General features: G+C 69.8%; 21 protein-coding genes and 1 riboswitch. Of the genes, 9 read left to right on the top strand and 12 right to left on the bottom strand.

Annotated elements, in window-relative coordinates:
• Positions 1–22 precede the first annotated feature (22 nt).
• The 3 genes from treY to NDR87_RS07290 form a co-directional block, all read right to left on the bottom strand.
• On the bottom strand, positions 23–2434 hold the full coding sequence (gene treY, locus NDR87_RS07300; RefSeq protein ID WP_251910325.1) for a malto-oligosyltrehalose synthase: 2412 nt from the start codon (positions 2432–2434) through the stop codon (positions 23–25).
• Positions 2435–2444: 10 nt separating this feature from the next.
• A complete protein-coding gene (glgX, locus tag NDR87_RS07295; protein ID WP_251910323.1) occupies positions 2445–4553 on the bottom strand; it encodes a glycogen debranching protein GlgX in 2109 nt (702 codons plus the stop codon).
• A 175-nt stretch (positions 4554–4728) separates the two neighbouring features.
• A complete protein-coding gene (locus tag NDR87_RS07290) occupies positions 4729–5655 on the bottom strand; it encodes a bifunctional helix-turn-helix transcriptional regulator/GNAT family N-acetyltransferase (RefSeq protein WP_251910322.1) in 927 nt (308 codons plus the stop codon).
• Between the two features lie 120 nt (positions 5656–5775).
• Between NDR87_RS07290 and NDR87_RS07285 the strand changes: the two genes are divergently transcribed.
• Positions 5776–7038 carry an adenosylmethionine--8-amino-7-oxononanoate transaminase gene (locus NDR87_RS07285; RefSeq protein ID WP_251910321.1) on the top strand — a complete coding sequence of 421 codons (1263 nt, stop codon included), beginning with the start codon at positions 5776–5778 and terminating at the stop codon, positions 7036–7038.
• 16 nt (positions 7039–7054) lie between these two features.
• On the opposite strand, the gene NDR87_RS07280 is transcribed toward NDR87_RS07285, so the two are convergent.
• From NDR87_RS07280 to NDR87_RS07270, 3 genes are all read right to left on the bottom strand, one after another.
• On the bottom strand, positions 7055–8236 hold the full coding sequence (locus tag NDR87_RS07280; RefSeq protein WP_251910320.1) for an NAD(P)/FAD-dependent oxidoreductase: 1182 nt from the start codon (positions 8234–8236) through the stop codon (positions 7055–7057).
• A gap of 130 nt (positions 8237–8366) precedes the next feature.
• Entirely contained in the window at positions 8367–9248 is an 882-nt protein-coding gene (locus NDR87_RS07275) for a PHB depolymerase family esterase (protein ID WP_251910319.1), read from the bottom strand.
• A 126-nt stretch (positions 9249–9374) separates the two neighbouring features.
• On the bottom strand, positions 9375–9938 hold the full coding sequence (locus tag NDR87_RS07270; protein ID WP_251910318.1) for a TetR/AcrR family transcriptional regulator: 564 nt from the start codon (positions 9936–9938) through the stop codon (positions 9375–9377).
• A 71-nt stretch (positions 9939–10009) separates the two neighbouring features.
• On the opposite strand from NDR87_RS07270, the gene NDR87_RS07265 reads away from it, so the two are divergent.
• From NDR87_RS07265 to NDR87_RS07250, 4 genes are all read left to right on the top strand, one after another.
• On the top strand, positions 10010–11155 hold the full coding sequence (locus NDR87_RS07265) for an FAD-dependent monooxygenase (RefSeq protein WP_251910317.1): 1146 nt from the start codon (positions 10010–10012) through the stop codon (positions 11153–11155).
• 26 nt (positions 11156–11181) lie between these two features.
• Entirely contained in the window at positions 11182–12333 is a 1152-nt protein-coding gene (locus NDR87_RS07260; RefSeq protein ID WP_251910316.1) for an 8-amino-7-oxononanoate synthase, read from the top strand.
• On the top strand, positions 12330–13010 hold the full coding sequence (gene bioD, locus NDR87_RS07255) for a dethiobiotin synthase (RefSeq protein ID WP_251910315.1): 681 nt from the start codon (positions 12330–12332) through the stop codon (positions 13008–13010). The genes NDR87_RS07260 and bioD overlap by 4 nt, the downstream gene beginning before the upstream one ends.
• Before the next feature lie 261 nt (positions 13011–13271).
• Complete coding sequence (locus NDR87_RS07250) at positions 13272–14417, top strand: alpha/beta fold hydrolase (protein WP_251910313.1); 1146 nt, start codon at positions 13272–13274, stop codon at positions 14415–14417.
• A gap of 2 nt (positions 14418–14419) precedes the next feature.
• Here NDR87_RS07250 and NDR87_RS07245 read toward each other — a convergent pair whose 3' ends face one another.
• The 4 genes from NDR87_RS07245 to NDR87_RS07230 form a co-directional block, all read right to left on the bottom strand.
• Positions 14420–15445 carry an ABC transporter substrate-binding protein gene (locus tag NDR87_RS07245; protein ID WP_251910312.1) on the bottom strand — a complete coding sequence of 342 codons (1026 nt, stop codon included), beginning with the start codon at positions 15443–15445 and terminating at the stop codon, positions 14420–14422.
• Positions 15442–16275, bottom strand: a complete 834-nt coding sequence (locus tag NDR87_RS07240) for an ABC transporter ATP-binding protein (protein ID WP_251910310.1) — start codon at positions 16273–16275, stop codon at positions 15442–15444. Before NDR87_RS07240 ends, NDR87_RS07245 begins: the two co-directional genes overlap by 4 nt.
• Positions 16272–17303 carry an iron ABC transporter permease gene (locus NDR87_RS07235; RefSeq protein ID WP_251910309.1) on the bottom strand — a complete coding sequence of 344 codons (1032 nt, stop codon included), beginning with the start codon at positions 17301–17303 and terminating at the stop codon, positions 16272–16274. The genes NDR87_RS07240 and NDR87_RS07235 overlap by 4 nt, the downstream gene beginning before the upstream one ends.
• A 55-nt stretch (positions 17304–17358) precedes the next feature.
• A riboswitch (cobalamin riboswitch) is annotated at positions 17359–17425 on the bottom strand.
• A 48-nt stretch (positions 17426–17473) separates the two neighbouring features.
• Positions 17474–18058 (bottom strand): TetR/AcrR family transcriptional regulator C-terminal domain-containing protein, encoded by a 585-nt coding sequence (locus NDR87_RS07230; protein ID WP_251910307.1) that lies wholly within the window; start codon positions 18056–18058, stop codon positions 17474–17476.
• 100 nt (positions 18059–18158) lie between these two features.
• Here NDR87_RS07230 and bioB point away from each other — a divergent pair, with 100 nt between their 5' ends.
• From bioB to NDR87_RS07215, 3 genes are all read left to right on the top strand, one after another.
• A complete protein-coding gene (bioB, locus tag NDR87_RS07225; RefSeq protein WP_251910306.1) occupies positions 18159–19184 on the top strand; it encodes a biotin synthase BioB in 1026 nt (341 codons plus the stop codon).
• 102 nt (positions 19185–19286) lie between these two features.
• Positions 19287–19496, top strand: a complete 210-nt coding sequence (locus NDR87_RS07220; protein ID WP_372494120.1) for a hypothetical protein — start codon at positions 19287–19289, stop codon at positions 19494–19496.
• Entirely contained in the window at positions 19496–20161 is a 666-nt protein-coding gene (locus NDR87_RS07215; RefSeq protein WP_251910304.1) for a DUF2567 domain-containing protein, read from the top strand. The genes NDR87_RS07220 and NDR87_RS07215 overlap by 1 nt, the downstream gene beginning before the upstream one ends.
• Positions 20162–20259: 98 nt before the next feature.
• Here the strand turns inward: NDR87_RS07215 and NDR87_RS07210 are convergent, their stop codons facing one another.
• Together NDR87_RS07210 and NDR87_RS07205 are read right to left on the bottom strand one after the other, a co-directional pair.
• Complete coding sequence (locus tag NDR87_RS07210; RefSeq protein WP_251910303.1) at positions 20260–23013, bottom strand: PQQ-binding-like beta-propeller repeat protein; 2754 nt, start codon at positions 23011–23013, stop codon at positions 20260–20262.
• 170 nt (positions 23014–23183) lie between these two features.
• Positions 23184–23603: a PPOX class F420-dependent oxidoreductase gene (locus tag NDR87_RS07205; protein WP_251910302.1), complete on the bottom strand. Its 420-nt coding sequence runs from the start codon at positions 23601–23603 to the stop codon at positions 23184–23186.
• Between the two features lie 93 nt (positions 23604–23696).
• On the opposite strand from NDR87_RS07205, the gene NDR87_RS07200 reads away from it, so the two are divergent.
• Positions 23697–24239 carry a DUF1353 domain-containing protein gene (locus NDR87_RS07200; RefSeq protein WP_251910301.1) on the top strand — a complete coding sequence of 181 codons (543 nt, stop codon included), beginning with the start codon at positions 23697–23699 and terminating at the stop codon, positions 24237–24239.
• Positions 24240–24248: the final 9 nt, after the last annotated feature.

Here is a 24248-nt window from a genome sequence, read left to right as displayed (position 1 = left end):
GCGTGTCGCGTAACCGGGCGTGTCATCGCACCAGCAGCGCGACCGGAAGCCGGGCGAACAACTTCTCCGCCCGCACGGGTCCGGTGCAGGTGTAGCCGGTGAGCCGGTCGGTCCAGGTGCCCGAAGGCAGGTCCAGCGCGGTATCGCCCCAGCCGGTCTCGGCCAGGCCGACGCTGTGGCGGGTGGCGGCGACGATCACCTGCGGCGGTTCACCGGATCGGCCGCGGCCGTAGGCGAGCAGATGTCGCGCTCGCTCGCCGGTGCCGAACAGCGGGTGGTAGGCGCCGCCGACAAAGCAGTCCGGCCGCTCGCGGCGCAGCCACAGCGCGTAGGCGACCACCCACATCTTCACCGCGCCCGAGGCGTCCAGATCCGGTGTGCCGGTGAGCGATTGCAGCATGGCCAGGCGCGCTCCGAAGTCGACCGGGCGGCGGTTGTCCGGATCGACCAGCGCGTCCTCCCACAGCTCGCACCCCTGGTAGAGGTCGGGGATGCCGGGGCCGCACAGTTGCAACAACTTCTGCGCCAACGCATCCGACCAGGCGTGCGGGGCCAGCCGGGTGACCAGCTCGCCCAGCTCCGCGCCCACCGGACCGTCGATCACCGCATCGATCCACCCGTGCAGTTCGGCCTCGAACTCCGCATCGGGCTCCTCCCAGGAGGATCGGGTGCCCGCCTCGCGAACGGCCTTCTCCGCGAACAGGTGCAGGCGCTCGCGCAGCCCGGGCACCGCGGCGGCGTCGCGCCCGTCGGCGGGCCACACCCCGAACATGTTCTGCAGCAGGAACAGTGCGGTCGCGCCGTCCGGCGGCGGGGTGATGTCGTTCCAGGCCGCGACCGCCCGCGACCACGTCTCGGCGACCTGGGACAGTACCCCGATGCGGGCGCGCACATCCTCGCCGCGCTTGGTGTCGTGGGTGGACAGCGTGGTCATCGACGCGGGCCAGCGGCGGGCGCGTTCGGCATTGGCGAGATGGAATTCCAGTGCCGAGCGCCCGAATCGAGCCGGATCGCCGCCGACCTCCTGCAGCGACACCAGCCGGGCGGCCTGATAGAACATGGTGTCCTCGACCGCCTTGGCCGTGATCGCCCCGCAGACCTGGTGGAAGCGCACCGCCGCCTCGCCGGACGCGGCCAGCGCGCGCACCAGCACCGCCAGCGGCGCGGCCAATTCGCCGTTGCGCCTTTCGATCTCGGCCACGACGCCGCTCAGCAGCCCGGCCAGTGGCGCGTAGTCGGTGCGGTAGACCGGCACATGCGACAGCGCCTCGATGGTGGCGTTGGTCAGTGCCATGGTGTCGAAATCCTCGGCCCCGGCGTCGCGCTTGATCGCCGCCACCAGCCGTCGGACCTCGGGGACGAGCAGCTTCTCGGCGACCGCGCGCTTGATGCGGTGCTCGGTGTCGGCGAACCACTCGGCGTCGCTGCCGTGCCCGCACAGCTCGTTCGACAGTTCGGTCAGGGCCTGCTCCCCGGCGGGATCGACCAGCACGCCGCCGAACACGTTCAGCGCGTCGTAGCCGGTGGTGCCGTCGATGGGCAGGGTGGCGTCGAGCGGTTCCCGGTGCGACAGGATCTTCTCCACCAGCAGCAGCCGATTCGGGCCGATCAGGCGGCGCAACTTCGCCAGATAGCCCGCGGGATCGGCCAGGCCGTCGGGATGGTCGATGCGCACGCCGTCGATGAGGTCGTGTTCGCACCACGCGGCCAGCTCGCGGTGGGTCGCCTCGAAGACCGCCGGATCCTCCTGCCGGATCGCGGCCAGGCTCGACACCGCGAAGAAGCGCCGATATGTGCACACCCCGGCTTTCCAGCTGACCAGGCGGTAATGCTGCCTGTCGTGGATGCGCAGCGCGTTCTCGCCGTCGGTGCCGGGCGCGATGGGGAAGCGCAGATCGTGCAGTGCCAGCATCGGCTCGGGGCCGCTGCGGTCCACGGTCAGCGCGGCCGGATCGTTCTCGCTCTGCAGCACCGGCAGCGCCAGCCGCCCGCCCGCGCCGTTGCCCGGACTCCAGTCGATGTCGAAGAAGTGCGCGAACTGCGAGCCCTTGCCGTTGCGCAGCACATCCCACCACCACGGATTCTGGCGCGGATCGGCCACGCCCACGTGATTGGGCACCAGATCCACGATCAACCCCATGCCACGAGCGCGCACCTCGTCCGCGAGCGCCTTCAGCCCGGCCGGGCCGCCCAGCGCCGCCGACACCGTGGTCGGATCGGTCACGTCGTAGCCGTGAGTGGAGCCGTGGGCCGCGGTCAGGATCGGGGACAGATACAGATGCGATATGCCCAGCTGTTGCAGATACTCCGCCAGGGCGCGGGCATCGGCGAAGGTGAGCGCGTCGGGGCGCAGCTGCAACCGGTACATGCTTCGTACCGGGGTCGGGTGGTCGATCGGCCCGGTGACCTCGTCAGGCTGTGGCGTTTCAGTCATCTCGCATCGATCATGCAGTACGGCGGAGAACGAGCAGACAGCGCGCGGTCAGCTCGACCCTCGCCGCGGCCGGATATTCCGCCTCCGACGCCCCGGTCGGGGTCGAGCAGTCCAACGCCACCGACCACTGTTCGCCGAACTCGGCGCCCGGCAGGGTGAACTCGATCGGGGCGTCGTGGGCATTGAAACACAGCAGGAAGGAATCGTCTGTGATGCGTTCCCCCCGCGGCCCCGGCTCCTTGATGGCCGCCCCGTTGAGGAATACCGTCAGCGAGCGGCCGAAGCCGGAGTCCCAGTCGGCGGCGGTCATCTCCTCACCGGCCGGGGTCAGCCAGGCGATGTCACCGGGATGGTCGTGGTCGGGGGTGGGGCGGCCGTCGAAGAACCGGCGGCGGCGGAACACCGGATGCTCGGCGCGCAGCGCGATCGCGGCGCGGGTGAACTCCAGCAGATCCGAATTCTTCTGCGCCAGTGTCCAATCCATCCACGACAGCGGCGAATCCTGGCAGTAGGCATTGTTGTTGCCATGCTGCGTGCGGCCCATCTCGTCGCCGTGCAACAGCATCGGGGTGCCCTGCGACAGGGCCAGTGTGGCGATCAGGTTGCGGCTCTGGCGTTCCCGCAGCGCCGACACCTCCGGATCGTCGGTCGGGCCCTCCACCCCGCAGTTCCAGGAGCGGTTGTGGCTCTCGCCGTCGCGGTTGCCCTCGCCGTTGGCCTCGTTGTGTTTCTCGTTGTAGGACACCAGATCCCGCAGCGTGAAGCCGTCGTGGGCGGTGACGAAGTTGATGCTGGCGCTGGGGCGGCGGCCGGTGGCCTCGTACAGATCCGAGGAGCCGGTGAGTCGGGAGGCGAATTCGCCCAGGGTCGCGGGCTCGCCGCGCCAGTAGTCGCGTACGGTGTCGCGGTACTTGCCGTTCCACTCGGTCCACAGGCCGGGAAAGTTGCCGACCTGATAGCCGCCCTCGCCGACGTCCCACGGCTCGGCGATGAGCTTGACCTGGCTGACCACCGGATCCTGCTGCACCAGGTCGAAGAAGGTGGAAAGCCGGTCCACATCGTGCAATTCGCGCGCCAGGGTGGCCGCCAGATCGAAGCGGAAGCCGTCGACGTGCATGTCCAGGATCCAGTACCGCAGCGAGTCCATGATCAGCTGCAGGGTGTGCGGATGGCGCACGTTGAGACTGTTGCCGGTGCCGGTGTAGTCCATGTAGTGGGAGGGATCGTCCTCCATCAGCCGGTAGTAGGCGGCGTTGTCGATCCCGCGCAGGCCGATGGTGGGGCCCAGGTGATTGCCCTCGCCGGTGTGGTTGTAGACCACGTCGAGGATGACCTCGATACCCTCGGCGTGCAGCGCCCGCACCATGGCCTTGAATTCGGTCACCGCCGCACCGGGACGCTGGTCGGCGGCGTACTCGTGATGCGGGGCCAGATAGCCGACGCTGTTGTAGCCCCAGTAGTTGCGCAACCCCCGGTCCAGCAGCATCCGATCGTGGATGAACTGATGCACCGGCATGAGCTCGATCGCGGTGACGCCCAACGACTTCAGATGGTCGACGACGGCCGGATGGGCGATGCCCGCGTAGGTGCCGCGCAACTGTGCCGGCACCGCCGGGTGGGTCATCGTCATGCCCTTGACGTGGGCCTCGTAGATGACCGTCTCGTGGTAGGGGCGAGTGGGCGCGCGATCGTCGGCCCAGTCGAAGAACGGGTTGATCACCACGCCGGTCATGGTGTGGCCCAGCGAATCCTGGCCGTGGGTGTGCAGCGAGGAGTGGCCGTCGAATTCGCCCGCGAACGCCTTGCCGTACGGATCGAGCAGCAGTTTGCTTGCGTCGCAGCGCAATCCGCGACTCGGATCGAAGGGGCCGTGCACCCGGAAGCCGTAGTGCTGGCCGGGGGCGACGGTCGGCACGTAGGCGTGCCAGACGTAGGTGTCGACCTCCTCCAGCGGAATTCGGGTTTCGCCGCCGCCGTCGTCGATCAGACAGACCTCCACCCGCTCGGCGACCTCGGAGAACACCGAGAAGTTGGTGCCCGCCCCGTCGTAGGTCGCACCCAGAGGGTAGGGCGTTCCCGGCCACACGCCCAGTGGGGCCACGTCATCGGGCTGAACCATGCCACCGACAGTAACCGCAGGCGCCGACGGGTCGATGCGCGTGGTGTGTGAGTGCCGGTGTTACGTGCATTCGCGACGGGTTCGGTGCGCGGGTGCAACAGTGGCCGGACCGGTCACATCCGGGAGCTGGACTTTTGATCATTTCGTAGCGGGCGGGTGATCGGGCCGCGACGGCTCACAGGGTGCGCCGCCAGGTCTGGGCGACCAGATTCCTGCCGAAGCTGTGATGCGGTTCGGAGTCGACGAGTTCGAACCCGGCACGCTCGTAGATCCGCCGTGCCGCGGCGAGCGCATCGTTGGTCCACAACACCATGGCCCGATAGCCCGCGCCGGTCGCGAAGCGCAGGCACTCCTCGACCAGTGCGGTGCCGACGCCCAGGCCGCGCGCGCTCGGTTCCACCAGCAGCAGGCGCAGTCGGGCCGTGGTGTCGTCCTCGCGCATGCAGAACACGCAGCCGACCGGCTGGCCGTCGGCGTCGGCGATCCAGGCCCGTTCGGTCTGGGGCTCATGGGATTCCAGGTAGTCGGCCACGATCCGCGTGACGAGGGCCTCGTAGCCGAGGTCCCAGCCGTATTCGGCGGCGTAGAGCGCGGCGTTGCGCTGCACGACCCAGCCGTAGTCGCCCGGGTGCGGGTCGCGGATGGTGAAGGGGGCGGCGGCGCGGCCGTCGAGAATGCGCTCGATGGTGTGCATGGCATGGATCAGCCGGGTACGCGCGGCGGGGGAGTGGGTGGCGAGCAGGGCGGACACGCCCTCGTTGGAACGCCGGTCGAGATCGGCGAAGACGGTGCGGCCCTGCTCGGTCAGTTCCGCCAGTTGGCGGCGGCCGTCCTGCTCGGAGCGCCGCCGCAGCACGAGTCCGGCCTGTTCGAAGCGGGCCAGGATGCGGCTGAGATAGCCGGGGTCCAGGTCCAGATCCTGACGCAGGCGCACCACCTCGAGCGGCCCGAAGTGGGCCAGTTCGAACAGGATTCGGGCCTCGGTCAGAGAGAAGTCGCTGTCGACGAGGTGTTCCTGCAGCACCCCGATCAGCCGGGTGTAGCGGCGGTTGAATTCGCGGACCGCGGCGATGTGCTCGGCGTCGACGGTGACGGCGGTCATGATCGTCTCCAATCCTTTGACTGTGTCAAAGATTACTCCGCGTTCGGCCGGTGTGGACGTGTTTTTCGCGGTCCGGTGGTAACTTGAACGGCGTTCAAGACCGCTTCGTGGAGGAATTCCGTGACACCCGACGAGATCACCGCACTCGACGCCGCACACGTCTGGCATCCCTACGACCGGCTGCCCCCGGCGACCGAGCCGCTGGTCGTCGCCTCGGCCGAAGGCACCCGCCTCACCCTGGCCGACGGGCGGGAGCTGATCGACGGGATGAGTTCGTGGTGGGCCGCGCTGCACGGCTATCGGCATCCGGTGCTGGACGCCGCGCTGGTGGCGCAGTCGCAACGGATGAGTCACGTCATGTTCGGCGGATTGACCCACGAGCCCGCGGTGCGCCTGGCGCAGCTGCTGGTCGAGCTCACCCCCGCCGGGCTGGACAAGGTCTTCCTCTGCGACTCCGGCTCGGTGTCGGTGGAGGTGGCGGCGAAGATGTGCCTGCAGTACTGGCGCGCGCTGGGCAGGCCGGAGAAGCGGCGGCTGTTCACCTGGCGCGGCGGCTACCACGGCGACACCTTCACCCCGATGAGCGTGTGCGATCCACGCGGCGGCATGCATTCGCTGTGGACCGATGTGCTGGCCGAGCAGGTGTTCGCGCCGATGCCGCCGAAAGACTACGAGCCGGAGTATGTTTCGCGGCTGGAGCGACTGCTCGCCGCGCATGCCCACGAGCTGGCGGCGGTGATCGTCGAGCCGATCGTCCAGGGTGCGGGCGGTATGCGGTTTCATCATCCGCGCTATCTGAACGATCTGCGCCAGTTGTGCGACGAGCACGGGGTGCTGCTGGTCTTCGACGAGATCGCGACCGGGTTCGGCCGCAGCGGAACGTTTTTCGCCGCCGACCGGGCCGGGGTGGCGCCCGATGTGCTGTGTGTCGGCAAGGCGCTCACCGGCGGCTATCTCACCCTCGCCGCCGCCCTGTGCACCGCGCGGATGGCCGAGACCATCTGCACGGGCCACGGCGCGCTCATGCACGGCCCGACCTTCATGGGTAATCCGCTGGCCTGCGCGGTGGCCATCGCCTCGATCGAGCTGCTGCTCGCGCGCGGCTGGCAGGCCGAGGTGAGCGCGATCGAATCGAGCCTCACCGCGGGACTGGCCGCGGCGCAGTCGATTCCGGTGGTGACCGATGTCCGCGTCCTCGGCGCGATCGGCGTGGTGGAACTGGATCATCCGGTGGATATGCGCAAGGCCACGCACGCCGCGGTGGAGGCCGGGGTGTGGCTGCGGCCCTTCCGGAATCTGATCTACACCATGCCGCCGTACATCAGCACGACCGAGGACGTCGACCGCATCGCCGCGGCTGTCGTCGCCGCGGCGGCGGTCTGAGCGCCGGGGGATCACATCAGCGGGCGGGGGCGGCTTCGATGCCCCTGTGCCGCAGCAGTTCCCGACGCTTGTCATCCTTGGCCCACCAGGTGCGCACACCGGGTTTGCGGGCCTCGTAACCCAATTGCCACACGGTGCTGCGGCAGATCATCTCCTTGAGCAGCGCGCCCGGGCGGCCGCCGAGGTGGTAGGGCCTGGCGGTGTCGTGCTTGTCGGAGAACTGGAAGAGGCCGTGGTGGCGGCCCAGGCTGAGGCATTGACCGGCGAAGCCCACGTCGACGAGGGCGGGTTCGGCACCGGCGATTCGGCTGAGCACCGTCTCGGCGGCCTGCGGGCCCGACTGAATCGCGGATTGACAGCCCATCCGGAACGGCAGATCCGACGGGGCCGCCGCATCCCCGGCCGCAATGATGCGTGGATCGTCCAGGCTGGTCAGCGTCTCGTCGGTGAGAAGGCGGCCCAGCGCATCGGTGCGCAGGCCGCTGCGGGACGCCAGATCGGGCACCCCGAAACCGGCGGTCCAGATGGTCACTGCGCTGCGCAGCGTATGACCGCCGCTGAGCCGCACGGCGTCTCGCCGGACTTCGGTCACCTTCGCCTCGCCGCCCTCGAGTACGGTGACCCCGAGCTTGGCCGCCCGCGCGGCCACCGCGCGCCGCCCGCGCGGGTGCAGGTACGGGCCGAGCACCCCACCGCACACCAGCGTCACCCGGCGGCCCTGCTCGGCGAGTTCGGCGGCGGTCTCGATACCGGAGGGCCCCGCGCCGACGACCGTGATCGCGGCGTCGGCGGGTGCGGTGTCGAGCACCGGCTGCAGCCGCCGCGCCTGCTCGAAACTGGCCAGCGGATAGGCGAATTCGGCCGCGCCGGGCACGGCTGGGTCCGCGCTGCCGCTGCCCACGGCGTAGATCAGATAGTCGTAGTCGAGCGTGCCGCCGCTCGCCAGGCTCACACCGCGCTCGGCCGCATCCATGCCGGTCACGGTGTCGACCACCAGCCGAACCCGCTCGGCCAGCACCTTCCGGTACTCGGCGACCGCGTCATGGGATCCGGCCGCCAACTGGTGCAGCCGGATTCGCTCGACGAAGCTCGGCCGCGGATTGACCAGGGTGACGGTCACATCGTCACGCTGGGTCAGGCGATTGGCCGCCATCACGCCCGCGTACCCGCCGCCGATCACGATCACATCGGTACCCATGGTGTCCTCCTTCGGTTCAAGGGTTCGACCACAAGACAGCGCGGGATCGCTCGATGTGACAGGGTGTGTGGCAGCTCACTCGCGCTTACGGGATCCACCGCCCCCCTCGCGGCGGTGGATCCCGATCGAGCTATGGACGCGGGTAGGCCTGGAACAACTGCCACATCCGGTTCAGCATCTCGTCACGTCGCGGGCCTGTCGGCCACGAATGACTGCCGCCGTTGTAGACGCGCCACACCACCTGGGTGCCGGCGTCGCAATCCCAGCGTTTGGAGTCCTTGACGTCGGTGCCGCCGTCCGGTCGCTCGTTCTGGCACGGGCGGTTTTCCCAGCTCCAGTACATGACATGGCTGTAGGCGATGGGTTCCAGGACCGTCCTGTCATCCGCCGATGCGAACACCGCCCAGGAAACCGCGCGCGAGGGGTCGCAGCCCGTGGGCGGGGGCGCGGGCGCGTAGACCGCGCCCGAGGCGAAGATGCCCGGTTCCGTGCACGCGACGCGGGACGCCATCTGACCACCGTTGGAGTGGCCCGACAGATGAATGCGTTTGGGGTTCACGCAGTATTTCGCGCGAACGTCGGCCACCACCTTCTTGATATGGGTGATGTCGTAGGCATTGGCCCCGGCGTCCCAGCCCCACCCCGAATTCTCCGGCTTGCTGCCGCGCGGATAGACCACGATAGCCTTCTTCTGATCGGCGATCGAGTTCCAGCCCGACTGGGATTCGATGCCCTGCGGGGAGCCGTAGCCACCGTGGATGACGACCACGAGTGGTGCGCCGCTGGCGGGTATTCCGGCGGGGACGCGGATGCGGTAGTGCCGACCGTCGAAGTTGTCGATCTGCTTGGTGCCATTGGTCGGTGCCGTCGAACACGCGGCGGCCACACCGTCCGGGTTGTCGAAGGGCTCGTCGTCGGCACGGGCGGGACCCGCCGCGGATATCGCGAGTGAGAACGCCGCGCAGGATGCGCCCAAGAGCGCGGCCAGCCGTTTCGTAAGGGAGGACGCCACAGAAACTCCTTGTGTGCGAACGGAACTGCGTGTCGCACACTACATGAACAACGGTGTTCGTGAAGGAGGATTCTGTGAGTTCTGGCGACTGGGCACAGTTCCTGCGAGGCTCGCCGATCGGGTGCCTCAGGCGAGGAAGGCGCGCAGGAGGGTGTGCACGGCGGTGCGCAGGTCCTTCGTCGTCGGGTCGCCCGCGCCCGCCAGGCGATCGAAGATCAGTCCGTCCAGGCAGGCGACGAAGGTGGGGGCGGTCGCCGCGGGATCCGCGGCGCCCAGGGCGGCCAGTGCCTGCTCGGCGCGGGTGCGCAGGCGGGCGCCGCTGGTGGACAAGGCGTTTCGGAGTTCGGGGCGGCGGGTGGCTTCGAGGGAGAGTTCGTAGCGGGCCAGCATGCGGTGGCGGTCGGTGGTCAACCAGCGGTCCAGGAGGGTGGCCAGCGCCGTGGTCGCGGTGTCCGGGTCGGTGAATGTCGTTTCCGCGGCGCGTATTTCGGCGGTATCCAGTTCGGCGAGGCGGGTCACCGCGGCGACCAACAGGGCCTCGCGGGTGCGAAAGTGGTTCGAACAGGAGCCTTCCGGGAGGTCGGCGGCCTTGTCGACGGCGCGGTGGGTGAGACCGCGCATGCCATGGCGGGCCAGTGTTTCGATGGCGGCGTCGGCGAGGCGGGTGGGGCGATCTGCGGTGTCGGTCACGGTGGCTTCCCATATCTCGCTCGGTGGACTACAACTGTAGTAAGTGTAACTACAGCTGTAGTGGAGGCGGCATGCGGGCGATCGTGGTGGGTGGGGGCATCGGCGGGTTGGCCGCGGCGAGCGGGTTGGCGCGGCTCGGGTGGGAGGTGCGGGTGTTCGAGCGGGCCGGGGTGGTGGGGGAGGTCGGATCGGGATTGAGTCTGTGGCCCAACGGGTTGCGGGCGCTGGACGCGCTCGGGGTGGGGGAGCGGGTGCGGGGGCGCGGGCTGCCGGAGATGGCGGGCGGAATCCGCGATCCCCGGGGGCGGTGGCTGTCGAGGATCGATACGGCCGAGTTCGAGCGGCGCTACGGCTCGCTGGTGATGATTCATCGGGCCGATCTGTTCGACATCCTCGCCGCGGCCTTACCGGCAGGCGCACTGCGGCTGGGCATTACCGTGCGCTCCGTGATCGACGACGAGCGTGGCGCCACCGTCGAGCACAGCGCGGGCGCCGATTCCGCGGATCTGGTGATCGGGGCGGACGGCATTCGCAGCGCCGTGCGCTCGGCGGTCTGGCCGCGGGCTCTCCGGCCGCGCTACTGCGGCTACACGACCTGGCGCGTGGTGACCCGACCGGTCACGGGGATTGCCAGTGGTGGTGAAAGCTGGGGTCGGGGTGAGCGTTTCGGCATCGCCCCGCTGATCGACGGCCGCCTCTACCTGTTCGCGGCGGCGAACGCACCCGCGGGTGGACGGGCGGCGGGCGGCGAATTCGAGGAATTGCGAAGGCGTTTCGGGTCATGGCACGACCCGGTTCCGCGCCTGCTGGACGCGGTGGACCCCGATTCGGTTCTCCGCCACGACATCTACGATCTGCCGGATCTGCCCTCCTTCGTGCGCCGACGCGTTGCGCTGCTCGGCGACGCCGCGCACGCGATGACGCCGAATCTCGGCCAGGGCGCCAATCAGGCGCTGGAGGACGCGGCCACGCTCACGGCCCTGCTGCGCGACCGGCCCGTGGACGCCGGGTTGGCCGCGTACGATCGCCTGCGCCGCCCGCGCGCCCAGGCCATCGCGCGCCGATCGCGTCGCGTCGGAGTCGTCGCCCAGTGGTCCCATCCGTTCGCGACCTTCCTGCGCGACAGCGCCATTCGTCTCGTCCCGCCCGCCCTCGCCCTGCGTGGCGTCGGCCCGACCGCGAGTTGGCGCCCGGAACTCCCCGCCACTTGCCCCTGAACGCCGTTCAAGTATGCTCTCGACCTGTGAGTGATCCGTTGAGCTGGTTGGACGCGCGGGCCGCCGAGCGGGTGCGGGCGGGGCTGCGGCGGGAGCTGCGGGCGCGGGCGCCGGAGACCGGGCTGATCGATCTGGCCTCGAACGACTACCTGGGCCTTTCCCGGCATCCCGAGGTGGCCGAGGGTGCGGTCGAGGCGGTGCGCAAGTGGGGAACCGGATCGACCGGATCGCGGCTGGTGACCGGCACGACCACCGAGCACGAGGAGCTCGAGGCCGAACTCGCGGAGTTCGTGGGTGCGCGGTCGGGGCTGGTATTCGCCTCCGGGTACGCCGCCAATCTGGGAGTGGTGACCGCGTTGTCGGGCCGGGGTGCGCTGGTGGTGTCGGATGCTGGCAGCCACGCCTCGCTGGTCGATGCCTGCCGGCTGTCGCGGGCTCGGGTGGAGATCGCGCCGCACGGCGATGTCGAGGCGGTGGACCGGCTGCTGGCCGGGCGCGCCGAGCAGCGGGCGCTGGTGGTGACCGATTCGGTGTTCAGCGCCGACGGTGATCTCGCGCCGCTGGTGGAGCTGCACCGGGTGGTGCGCGCCCGCGGCGCGGTGCTGATCGTCGACGAGGCACACGGTCTCGGCGTGCGTGGTGCGGGCGGGCGCGGCCTGGTGCACGAGATGGGACTGGCTGGTCAGCCGGATGTGGTGATCACCGCCACGCTGTCGAAAGCCCTTGCGGCGCAGGGTGGTGTGGTGCTGGCCGATGAGCGGGTGCGGGCGCATCTAATCGACGCGGCGCGCACCTTCATCTTCGACACCGGGCTCGCGCCGGCCGCGGTCGGTGCGGCCCGCGCCGCGCTGCGCCTGCTGCGGCGCGAACCCGAGATGGCCACCCGGGTGCTCACCCGCGCCGCCGAGATCGCCCGGATCGCCGCTGTGCCGCGACCGGATTCGGCGGTCGTCTCGGTCGTGCTGGGGCAGGCCCGGCGTGCCTACGCTGCCGCCCAGACCTGCCGGACGCGCGGCCTGAGCGTCGGCTGCTTCCGGCCGCCATCGGTGCCCGAGGGCACCTCGCGGCTGCGCCTGACCGCCCGCGCCGATCTCACCGATGCCGAAATGGACACCATCGCAACGGTTCTCGCCGAAGTGTTGGCGCAGAACCGATACCCGGAGGAGGAGACCCTGTGACCGTACTCATCGTGACCGGCACCTCCACCGATGTCGGCAAGACCGTGACCACCGCGGCACTGGCGGCCGTCGCCCGCGCGTCCGGCCGTTCGGTCGCGGTGTGCAAACCGGCCCAGACCGGCGTCGCCCCGGGCGAACCCGGCGACCTGTCCGAGGTGCGCCGCCTCTCCGGCGTCACCCGCACCGTCGAATTGGCCCGCTACCCCGACCCCCTGGCCCCCGACACGGCCGCCCGCCGCTGCGGCCAGCCGCTCCTGACCCTCGCCGAGACGGTAGCCGCCATCGACGCCCTCTCCGACGCCGACCTCACCCTCGTCGAGGGCGCGGGCGGCCTGCTGGTCCGCATGGGCGAATTCACCCTCCTGGACCTGGCCCAAAAACTCCACGCCCCCGTCCTGGTCGTCACCACCGCCACCCTCGGCACCCTCAACCACACCGAACTGACCACCCGCACCCTCACCACCCACGGCCTGCACTGCGCGGGCCTGATCATCGGCTCCTGGCCCACCACCCCCGACCTCGCCGCCGAATGCAACCGCACCGACCTCCCCGCCGTCACCGGCGTCGACGTGGTCGGAATCGTGCCGGAGGGGGCGGGGCGGAGGACCAGCGAACGCTTCACCACCGAGGCGCGGACCTGGTTCGAGAACGACTGGGCCGCTCGTTATCTCACCTGATCCCTGTCATGCATCGCGCTGCGCCGCATGACAGGGAAAACAAAAAGGCCGCGCCGTTCTGCGGTGTAAGCGAAGGCCGCTCGCTGAGACATCGTGCCGTTTTCCGTTGTGTTCCCGGTCGTGGCGCTGCCCACCTTGTTCCCCGCCGTGCAGCGCAGCGCGATGCACGGCGGGGATTTCTTTCCGCCCCTCGCTGGGCGAACTCGAGTCGGGGGCGGAGGGGATGATCTTCGGGCGTTGGTGCTCTTACAGTGGATGGGGATGCTTTACCAGGACCGGCACCCGTCCACCGTCGCGGATTACGACGATGCGCGGCGGCAGGCGCGCTTGGCCGAGACGCGGCTCGGGCATGATTGGCGGATTCTCCGGCGTACTCGGCTGGTGTTGCTGCGGTCGGCGCTGATTCCGCTGATCGTTGGCACGTTGTTCGCTCAGTACTGGGCGGGGGATGTCGAGCCCGAGCGGGCCCGGCTGGCCCGTACCGAACCGGCCGTACTGCCCATCGCGGCCCCGGCGAGCCCGCAGCTGCGCGATACCGCGGTATTCGATCTGGTCGGGCTCGGTTCGCTCGATGCCTCCGATACCGCCCGCGCGCTGCCGTCGCTGACCCAGTTGGGCTCGGTGTGGGCGGTGCGTTACGACAACACCGGTATCGACACCAAGGTGATCGGTGACCTGATCGTCAAGGTCACCGAGGCCGCCGGGATCGATAACATCGTGCTGGTCGGGCACAGCATGGGTGGGGTGATCGCGCTCGAGATCGGCAAGCATGTGCACACCGGCAGCACCAAGAAACTCTCGGCGGTGCTGCTGGACTGCACGCCGGTGAATCTGGGCGCCGTGCGTCCCGAGAGTCGCGACAAGGGCGAGGAATTGCTGCGGTGGACCGGTTGGATGCCCGGTGTGCGGGAGAGCCGCACGATGCGTCTGCTCGTCGAGACCTATGCCCGCAGGGAGCGATTCGTGGACTACGGCAGCGTGCCGCCGGGTATCCGCGCGGGCCGGTTGTGGCGCACGGTGTCGGATGTGCTGGAGCAGAAGGTCTTCAACTCCGACGTCGCCAGTAACGGCCTGATCGAGGCGCAGTTCAAGGCGATCGTGGCGGGCGGTGCGGTCGACGATCTGCGGGCGCTGGCCAAGCCCGCGGACAGAAAGCCGCGCCCGGCAATCGCGTTCATCCGCCCGCACGACCCCGAGCGCGATTCGATCGTCGACCCCGTCTACACCCATCAGGTGCTGATCGATCGGGTCGGCGGCATCGACGGCACGCTGCTGGTGGTGCTGACCCGCACCACCGGCCACGCCAATCCGAGGCAGCAGCCCGGGGAGTACAACACGGTCATCGCCCAGCAGATCGTGCCGTTCATCCGCCAGGTCGACAGCACCCAGTCCGCCGCCTCCCGCTGAAGTCAGCGCACCGCGTCGTCGGCCCGCGGCCGGATTCCGGACGGCGGCACCAGATTCCACCGCTCCAGCTGGACGCGGATCTGCTCGGCGGCATCGATATTGAGCGGTCCGCTGGTCCACATCGCATACGGCAGATTCAAGAAGCGCTGCTCGGTGACCGCCCGCAGCCGGTTGATCCCCGGCTTGGCCCGCAGCGCCGCCAGCTTCTCGGCATAGCTCTGCGGCGGATAGTCGACGAAGACGATGGCGTCCGGATCGGCGGCGGCCAGCCGCTCCCACGACACCGCCGTCCAGGTGTCGGCCACGTCGTCGAGGGCGTTGCGGGCACCCGCCGCCTCCAGAATCGCCTGCGGCGCACCGAATTTGCCGCTGGAGAACACGGTGTCGGAGGCGCTGTCGAAGACGAACACGGTGGGTCTGCGCTCGGCATGCGGCGCCTGGCTCAGCGCCTCGAGACGCCGGTCCAGATCGGTGACGAGTTCGGTGGCGCGGTCGGTGCGGCCGGTGATCGCGCCGAGATTGGTCAGATCGGTGCGCAGGGCCGACCACGGGTCGACGACGCCGCGCGATTTCTCGCCATCGCGCTGACGGCAGCTCTCGGTGAGCACATATCCGGCGATGCCGTTGGTGCGCAGCGAGTCCGGGGTGAGGTCGCGGGTCTCGTCGTAGCCGTAGCCCCATCCGGCGACCATCACGTCCGGGCGCTGGGCCAGCACGGTTTCGCGCGAGGGATATTCCGGCGCAACCTGTTTCAGCCCATCTACCGCCGGACCGTAGTGCCGCCGCAGCGTATCCGCATCCCGCTGCATGCTCGACACCGCGACCACCGAATCCTGGGCGCCCAGCGCCAGGGCCATCGAGATCAGATTGCCGTCATTGACGAACAGCCGTTTCGCGGGCGCGGGGAAGCGCACCTCCTGCCCGCAGTTCCGCACGGTGAGGTTTCCCGCCGCGGTGGGCGAGCCGCCACATCCGGCGACCGTCAGGACCGCCGCCAGCACGCCGAAGGTCGAAACCCATCGTTTCATCCCGTCTCCTCTCGAAATTCCGTCCGGCCGTCCGGCCGTTCCGCGCCCAGCAGCAGATGGATCTGCCCGGTCCCGGGATGTCGCACCCGCGCGGCCCGCACCTGGAAGACCTCGGCCAGAACCACCGGATCCAGCGCGATCTCCGGCGGCCCCAGCGGACCGGCGGTTCCGTTGTGCACCACCATGACTCGATCGCAGTACCGGTCGGCCAGGGCCAGATCGTGCAGCGCCAGCACGGCTGTGCGGTCCAGCTCCCGCACCAGCTCCAGCAGGGCAAGCCGGTGCGTCACATCCAGGTGATTGGTCGGCTCGTCCAACAGCAGCAGGGGAGTGTCCTGGACCAGCGCCCGCGCCAGCAGCACGCGCTGCCGCTCGCCGCCGGACATCCGATCCACCGGCCGCTCGGCGAAACCATCCAGATCGACCGCGCGCAGGGCGTTTTCGATCGCCTGCCGCTCCCGCGGACTACCGGGCCCCCAGGGCGGCAGATACGGCGTCAGCCCGAGCGCGACCACCTCACCCGCGCGCAGATCCGCGGGCGGCTGCTCGTCCTGGCCCACCAGCGCGACCAGCCGGGCCCGTCGCCGCGGCGAAAGCCCGTGCAGCGCTTGCCCGTTCACCAGGACCCGCCCCGCTCGCGGCCGGGCGAGACCCGCGAGCGTGCGCACCAGGGTGGTCTTCCCGCTGCCATTGGGCCCCACGATGCCGACCGTCTCCCCGGCCCGAATCGCGAACGACACCTCGCGCAACACCGTCCGGCGTCCGCGACCGCAGGCGAGCTCCTCGACCGCGACGGCCGCGGTGCCGGAATGCGTGTCGGGCACCATCATGCCGTCCCGTACCGGTAGCTGCGCCGCCCCAGCATCAGCAGGAACACCGGCGCCCCGATCAATCCGGTGAGCACCCCCACCGGAACCTCGGTGGGCCGCACCAGCACCCGCGCCGCCGCATCGGCCACCACCAGGAACACCGCCCCGCACAGCGCGCACACCGGTAGCAGCACCCGATGCGGTGACCCGACCAGCAACCGGGCCGCATGCGGCACCACCAGCCCGACGAATCCGATCCCGCCCGACACCGCGACCAGCACCCCCACCAGCACCGCCAGCCCCACGTACAGCCCGATCCGCAACGCTCGCACCGGAACTCCCACCGACGCGGCCGTATCCGCGCCCACCTGCAGGGCGTCCAGCCACCCGGACACCGCCCACAGCGCGAGCCCGGCCACCGCGACGACCGTGGCGGGCAGCCCGACCTTCGTCCAATCCGCCCCGGCCAGACCGCCCAGCAACCAGAACAGCACCCGCGTCGCCGCCGTCGGATCGGAGCTGCGGAAGATCAAATAGCTGCTCAGCGCCGAGAACAGCGAACCGAGCACGGTCCCGGTCAGCACCAGCCGCAGCGGTGTGAGCCCGCCCTGCGCCAGCGCGATCACGAAGACCAGCCCGGCCGCCGCGAAGGCTCCGGCCAGCGCCCCGCCCGCCAGCGCCCACACCCCGGCCCCGGCGAGAAATCCCCAGGTGACCACCGATGCCGCGCCGACCCCCGCGCCCGAGGAGACCCCGAGCAGATACGGATCCGCCAGTGGGTTGCGCACCAGGGTCTGCATGGCCGCCCCGGCCAGCGCCAATCCGGCCCCGACCACCGCCGCCAAAATCGTGCGCGGCACTCGCAACTGCCACACGATGGTGTCCATCCCCGGGTCCGCGCTCGACGTTCCGGTCAGATGGTCGCGCAGCACCTCGACCACGGTCGCGGTCGGCAGGGTCTCGGCGCCGAATCCGGTCGCCGCCACCATGGCGCACCCCAGCAACACCCCCAGCAGGGGCAGCACGATCGATGTCCGGACACGGATCATCGCCGAGACTCCACAGGCATTCGCGACCTTCTTCAGAGTGGCGTCCGGCGAGGGAGGTCTGACTTCCGCGGCGCCGCCGCGGTCACAGTGGCGCGACCGTTCCGGAATTGCACCGGATTCCCACACCCGCCGGAATAGGACGAGCGAACTCTACCGCCCGGTTTGTCCGCTCAGCGCACCCGGTCGCCCAGCAGGTGCCGCACGCCGCCCAGGAACAGCTGCAGGCCGAAGTCGAAACGCTCGGTGGCGCTGGTGTTCTCGTACAGCGGCGAGGACTCCTCCGGCAGCGCACCCGCCGAATCCATCTGCATGCGCGACTGCTCGTCCACGGTCTCGCCGAGCACGTAGTACAGCAGCGTGTAGGCGCCCAGGTCGGCCTCCTCGCGGGTCATCCCGCCGCGAATCAGTGCGCTCGCCACCCGCTCCCGGCCCTTGCTGGTGGTCAGGCGGGAGGCGTAGGTCGCCGACACCAGTTCGGCGCCGTCGCGGTAGGCCAGCAGGCACGAGCGCAGCCGATGCATGAGCTCATCGATCTGCGCGGCCCAGTCCTCGGCCTCGACCGGCTCGTCCATTGGGACGAGGATGCGGTCGGCGACCGCGCCGAGCAGCGCCTGCTTATTGGGGAAGTGCCAGTACAGCGCGCCGGGCTGCACGTTCAGCGAGGTCGCGAGCCGACGCATCGTCAGATCCGCCAGCCCGTACTGGTCGAGGATGGCGATGGCCCCGTCGACCACGTCCGCGCGATGCAACTGCACTGTCCGACCTCTTTCGCTTTGACTCGCTTCCGCCCGCTACCCTAGCCTGAACGCCGTTCAAGTTGCACGGCCACCCGGCCGAACGAAGGGATTCGCGCGCATGACTCAGGCACCGGTCCGGACCGAAGTCGACAGCGACATTCTCGCCGTCGCCCGCGAGCAGGTGCTCGAACGGGGCGTCGGGCTCACGCAGGAGCAGACCCTGGCGGTGCTGCGGCTGGGCGACGAGCGGCTCGAGGAACTGCTGGCGCTGGCACACGAGGTGCGCATGCGCTGGTGCGGCCCGGAGGTCGAGGTCGAGGGCATCATCTCGCTGAAAACCGGTGGCTGCCCGGAGGATTGCCACTTCTGCTCGCAGTCGGGCCTGTTCCAGTCGCCGGTGCGCGCGGCCTGGCTCGACATTCCCTCCCTGGTGGAGGCCGCCAAGCAGACCGCCAAGACGGGTGCCACCGAATTCTGCATCGTGGCCGCCGTGCGCGGACCGGACGCGCGGCTGATGGCCCAGGTCGCCGCCGGGGTGGAGGCCATCCGCAACGAGGTCGACATCCAGGTCGCGTGTTCGCTGGGCATGCTCACCCAGGAGCAGGTCGATCAGCTGGCCGCCATGGGCGTGCACCGCTACAACCACAACCTCGAGACCGCCAAATCCCATTTCCCGAATGTCGTCACCACCCACACCTGGGAGGAGCGCTGGGACACCCTGCGCATGGTGCGCGAGGCCGGGATGGAGGTGTGCTGCGGCGGCATCCTCGGCATGGGTGAGTCGCTCGAGCAGCGCGCCGAATTCGCCGCGCAGCTGGCGGAACTGGAGCCCGACGAGGTTCCGCTGAACTTCCTCAACCCGCGTCCGGGCACGCCCTTCGGCGATCTCGAGGTGCTGCCCGCCGCCGACGCCCTGCGCGCCGTCGCCGCCTTCCGCCTCGCGCTGCCGCGCACCATCCTGCGGTTCGCGGGCGGGCGCGAGATCACCCTCGGCGACCTGGGCGCCAAACAGGGCATCCTCGGCGGCATCAACGCCGTCATCGTCGGCAACTACCTGACCACCCTGGGTCGCCCGGCCGAACAGGATCTGGACCTGCTGTCGGATCTGAAGATGCCGATCAAGGCCCTGAACGAGACGCTCTGAGGCACGGGTTCCCGGCGGGGGCGGACGATTCGGGTAGGGTCGTCTTTCGGCCGAAGCCGAGGGCACGCCGGGGACGAGTACTGCATCGAGGTGGTCGTGGACATTCAACAGCGCTACAACCCGTTCACCGGGGAGCCGGTGGTGGCCGGGCGCGCCGATGCCCTGCCGCAGGCGGCCGCGCTGGGGCTCGAGCCGCCGCGGTTCTGCGCCCAGTGCGGGCGGCGGATGATCGTGCAGATCAGTCCAGACGGCTGGTGGGCGAAATGCTCCCGGCACGGAATCATCGATTCCACGAGCCTGGAACATCGCTGATGGCACACCTTTCCACCGCCGAACCGATCCGCGCGCCGCGCGCCGAAGTGCGTGCCGCGTGCTGGTTCGCCCTGGCCGTGCTGGTGGTGAGCGCGCTCGGCGGGGTGGTGTGGGCCCTGCTCGCGCCGACCGAGCGGGTGGTGGTGGTCGAGCCCGGCCGCGGCGCGGCGCTGACGGGAGAGAGTGCGCACCGATTCGACGCACTCGCCATCTTCGTCTGCATCGGCGTGGTGGTCGGCCTGGTCTCGGCGGCGGCGATGTGGCGGCTGCGGCGTTTCCGCGGGCCACTCCTGCAGGGCGCGTTGCTGTTCGGGTCGCTGGTCGGGGCATGGCTGATGTCGCTGTGCGGCGAACTGCTCGCGGGCGCGCTGCACACCCGCCCGGCGAAACCGGCCGTGCACACCATCGTCGAATTCGCCCCGACCGTCGACGGTTGGACGGCGCTGCTGGTCCAGCCGCTGGTGGCCTCGCTGGTGGTGCTGATCCTGTCGGCCCTGTCCACCGCCGAGGACCTGGGCACCGGCCGCGCTGCCCCCGAAACCCCGGGCGGGGCAAGGCCATACGCCTCCGACGTGACCTACGGCCCCTACGGCGCCCCGATCCCGCACGGCTCCGCGCCGACCGTCGGCCGCACCGGCCCCTTCCAGGACGCCGACTTCCGCTGACCGTCCTGGGCCAGATGCGGCCCCGGGCCACCGTCCTCTGCGGGCGCACGAGGCGCTTGCGGACGGGCGTCGTCACGCAAGCCCCCCGTGCCGATCGATCACCCGGCCCGGCGCGCCAGGGCGTGTACGGTGCCGTCGGTGGTGAGGGCGTAGAGCCAATCTCCGCTCACCGACATCGCCGAGGTCACCGCGCCGCCGAGGTCGTACTGGCGCAACAGCTTTCCGGTCTTGCGGTCCAGGGCGACCACGCGGCCGTCCCAGGTGGCGGCGTAGATCACGGTCTCGGTGGCCAGGGCGTGCATGGCAGGGGCGTTCGGTGCGGCCGTGCAGCCCGCCGCGACTCGGGCGGGATCGTCGAGCGGGCCGGTGCCCGGTAGGTAGCCGACCGCGGTCTCCCACAGCGGTTTCGCCGGATCGCTCGCGGCGGTGTCGAACGCGCGGACCCTACCGTCGATCGATGCGACGTAGACCTGCTGCCCGCGGACCGCGGGAGCGGTGATCGGGGGCGGGCCGGGTTCGCATGCGCTGCCGGGGATGTCGGCGTGCCAGAGGGTGCGGCCGTCGCGCGGGTCGTGGCCCGTCACACCACCCGCGGTCATGGTGACCAGTTGCCGCGCCCCCTCGGTGAGCGCGGGGGAGGAGTGGCTGAACAGCCCGCCCTTGGTGTCGACGGAGAATCGCCTGGTGCAGGTGGTCAGATCCATGGCGATGAGCGTCTGACTCGATCCCGAATGCAGGTACGCCGTAGTCGAATCCGCCGCGCGCACGGCCGTGCCGTGGAATTCACCCCATCCGGCGGGCGCGGCGAAACCGCCGCCCAGCTGCTTGCCGTTCGCGGCATCGCGGCAGACGATCCGGTCGTACTGCTGGTAGACCGCCACCGCCCGACGCTGCGCCGGAAGGTCGAATACGCTGACCGGGCCGCCCATTCGGCCGTAGCGGCGCACGGTCTGTCCGGTGCGGTGCTCGTCATCGATCGTCTCCCACACCACCGCACCGGTATCCGCGGCGAGCGCGTACACCCGCCCGACACCGGTGGTCAGATACACCCGGCCACCGTGCACGGTCGGGAACGATTCCGCGTCGCCGTCCAGATAGGTGCGCCACAGCTCGCGGCCGGTCTCGCGGTGGTAGGCCAGCACCTGGTTGTACGGGGAGGCGAAGGCCTGGGAGGCCACGATCACGGCGTCACCGGCCACCGCAGCACCGTTGAGGTGGAAGTGCTCGCCGGTGTTGGCCGACCATCGCTGATCGAGGGTGTCGCCGGGATCCGAGGCGGCGCTGGAACTACCCGCTTCGCCGCCGCCCTGCCGGGGCCAGTCCGCGCCCCGGGCCGGTGCCGAATTCTGCTGCACCACACGGAAATCGCCCTTCATATCGGGCCATTTCTCGCCGATCGCCGATACCTCGACGCGATACGAACCGGGCCGCAGGGTGGGGATGGTGTCGTGCGCGGTCGCCCAATTGGCCCGCGGGGCCGGGCACGGTTCGGCGGTGCCGCCGGGCGGGGTGTAGCAGTTCACCCTGCCGAGCTGGGCCTTGGTGACGCCGAATCGCAGCTCCGCGCTCCACACCTCGCCGCCGCGCTCGTCGCGCACCCGGACCCGGGCGCTGCCGGGTGTGCGGCCGGCGTCCTCGAGGTAGAGATCCACCGGAATCGCGGCGTCGCCGCGATGGACGCTGTCGGGGGCGGGACTCACCAAAGCCGCCCGGTCGCGCACGAAGAACTGCCGATGCGTACCGGTGATGTAACCGGTGTCCTCGTTGGCCGGTGTCACCCGCTCGTCGGTGATGGCGGCGAAGTCCAGCAGTTTGTAACCCGGTCGCGCACCGTCGATTCCATAGGTGACACCCATATTGTTGACCTCCACCGAGCGCGGGAAGACGCCACGGCGGAACTCGCTCTGCTGATTGTGCCCGGCGGCGAACATCCGCACGTCGTAGTTCGCCAGCTCGTCGACGATGGGCGCGATCGCCTGTCCCGGACCCCATTTGGTGAACAGCGAGCGGTGTGCGAAGACGAGCACCTGCCGCTTGGCGGCATGGCGGCGCAGATCCTCACGCAGCCATCGCAATTGGGGAGCGAGGCCGGCGGTGTCGTAGTTGTTCTCCAGCACCACGATATGACGGCCGTTGCGATCGAAGCTGTACCACTCCGGCCCCAGATTGCGGCGATAGATCTCCATACTCGCGGCGTAACCCTGCGTACTCCCGGTGCCACCGGCGTCGTGATTGCCCATCACCGGATAGAACGGACGGCCGAAGCGGCCCTTGGTCAGTCCGGTGCGCAGAATGTCGTAGCTGCCCTGGCGGCGTTCGGCCGCGGTGTAGTCGGTGACGGTGAGGTCACCGGTCGCGATGGCCACGGTGGCCTGCCGGTTGCGCGCCATGGCCTCGACCTGCCCGGTCCACTGGGCGAGGGTGTTCGCGGCGGAGTCGTCGCTGCGATTGTCGGTCTCGCTGTCGGAGAGCATGAGCCACGTCTCGCGCGGATCGGCGGCGTGTTTGTCCGGGACCAGGGCGAAGTCCACCCCGTCCTGCCGGGCCTCCCCTTCCTTCAGGGCGCGGAAGAAGCGCGGCACCGAATCCTCGCGCAGCACCGGCGTATACCCGTCGGGGGATACGACCTGGACCAGGTCGGTCTCCCGGCGTCCCGGATCTACTTCCAGCCGATAGCCGCCGTCCATCCCGGTCGTCGCCCAGACCGCCCCGTCGGTGACCGAGATGTTCGGCAGCCCGATCTCGCCGACATCACGCACCCCGTTGCCGTTGCCGTCGAGGAAGACCGTGCCGCGCACCTCGACCGACGCCTCCGCGGCCCGAGCGGGTGCGGGGGCGATGATCGCCGTCAACGCGACGAACAGACAAACAAGACATTTCCACACAGAACGAAAGCTAGGACACCCGCCTGCGCCTCGTGCGCGTCGATCGCAACATTTCCGCCCCCGTATTCCGGCTGTTCGCGCAGCCCCCGCCTACCGAATCCGCCTGTTCCCCTTGCGTTTCCGGGGCGCACCCCGACCTACATCGGATCGAAGCTGATCGCGATCCCGACGGTTGCGGGCCGATTGCCGGTCACGACGTCGCGGATCAGCCGCCTGGACGGCCGAAAGTACGACGGCCACGGCCAGCGCACGGCCAGCCGCCCCCATATCCCGTACTTGCGCGCCAACATCTTCCGCACCCGATCGGTACCGGCTCGGTCGAGCAGTTCGGCGCGCCCCCGCCGCGCCTGCCCGTAAACCACACCCCGAAACGTACAGGGCCGCACACTCACCGTCGGATCCCGCCGAATCCGCCGCACCTTGAACGAGTCGGTCTCGGTCCACAGCAGCAGCCGCCCCGAATCCTCGACGGCCCACACCGGCGTCCCCACGGGCGTGCCATCCCGCCGATAGGTGGTCAGCAAGACGTAATGCGCCCGTGAGATGTCCTCGGCCACAAATCCTCCTCATCCGCTCGTGGATCTTGTCCGAACGTATCCCGAATTGTGTTCACCCGGAACGTAACCTGAGGTCACAACAGGTTTGGGGGTGTGACGGTGGGCTTTGTCGGGGCCGGGCCGGTGGTCGAGGAGATCGACGCCGTGTGCTGGCGCGTGCGTGAGCCGATCGTCTATCAGGGCAGGCAGCAGCGGTTCGTGATTCCGGCGGGCTTCCTCACCGACTTCGCCTCGGTGCCGCGGGTGCTGGTGTGGTTGATACCCCGCTACGGCGCCTACACCCGCGCGGCGATCCTGCACGACTATCTGTGCCAGTCGGGCGTGGTGAGCCTGCGGGACGCCGATGGTTTGTTCCGGCGGGTACTGCGCGAGGCGGGTGTGTCGCTGCCGCAGCGCTGGATGATGTGGACCGGGGTGCGGGCGGCGTCCCGGCTGGCGGGTGCGCCACCGCTGGACGTGGCGCGATTTCTGCTGGTGCTGGCGCTGTCGGTGCTGTTCCTGGCGGTGCCGGTGGCGGTGGTGCAGCTGTGGCTGCTGCTGTTCTGGCTGGTGGAGTCGGCGTTCTGGCTGGGCGCGCGGATCGCCACGGATGTGTGCGGGCCGCCGCCGAAGCCGAAGACCACCATCACCGAGTGAATTCGGTGG

Source organism: Nocardia sp. CDC159, from assembly GCF_023740735.1.
In the GTDB taxonomy this organism is placed as follows: Bacteria; Actinomycetota; Actinomycetes; order Mycobacteriales; family Mycobacteriaceae; genus Nocardia; species Nocardia pulmonis.
Note: the sequence above shows the minus strand (reverse complement) of the source record. Positions and strands in the feature narration are given on the sequence as shown.

Bases quoted from the DNA above. Each gene is read 5' to 3' on its own strand.
- NDR87_RS07215 (WP_251910304.1), top strand. From the start codon at position 19,496: ATGGCACACCTTTCCACCGCCGAACCGATCCGCGCGCCGCGCGCCGAA.
- NDR87_RS07245 (WP_251910312.1), bottom strand. From the start codon at position 15,445: ATGAAACGATGGGTTTCGACCTTCGGCGTGCTGGCGGCGGTCCTGACG.
- treY (WP_251910325.1), bottom strand. From the start codon at position 2,434: ATGACTGAAACGCCACAGCCTGACGAGGTCACCGGGCCGATCGACCAC.
- NDR87_RS07280 (WP_251910320.1), bottom strand. From the start codon at position 8,236: ATGGGTACCGATGTGATCGTGATCGGCGGCGGGTACGCGGGCGTGATG.
- NDR87_RS07250 (WP_251910313.1), top strand. From the start codon at position 13,272: ATGCTTTACCAGGACCGGCACCCGTCCACCGTCGCGGATTACGACGAT.
- NDR87_RS07265 (WP_251910317.1), top strand. From the start codon at position 10,010: ATGCGGGCGATCGTGGTGGGTGGGGGCATCGGCGGGTTGGCCGCGGCG.
- NDR87_RS07235 (WP_251910309.1), bottom strand. From the start codon at position 17,303: ATGATCCGTGTCCGGACATCGATCGTGCTGCCCCTGCTGGGGGTGTTG.
- NDR87_RS07240 (WP_251910310.1), bottom strand. From the start codon at position 16,275: ATGATGGTGCCCGACACGCATTCCGGCACCGCGGCCGTCGCGGTCGAG.
- glgX (WP_251910323.1), bottom strand. From the start codon at position 4,553: ATGGTTCAGCCCGATGACGTGGCCCCACTGGGCGTGTGGCCGGGAACG.
- NDR87_RS07290 (WP_251910322.1), bottom strand. From the start codon at position 5,655: ATGACCGCCGTCACCGTCGACGCCGAGCACATCGCCGCGGTCCGCGAA.
- bioB (WP_251910306.1), top strand. From the start codon at position 18,159: ATGACTCAGGCACCGGTCCGGACCGAAGTCGACAGCGACATTCTCGCC.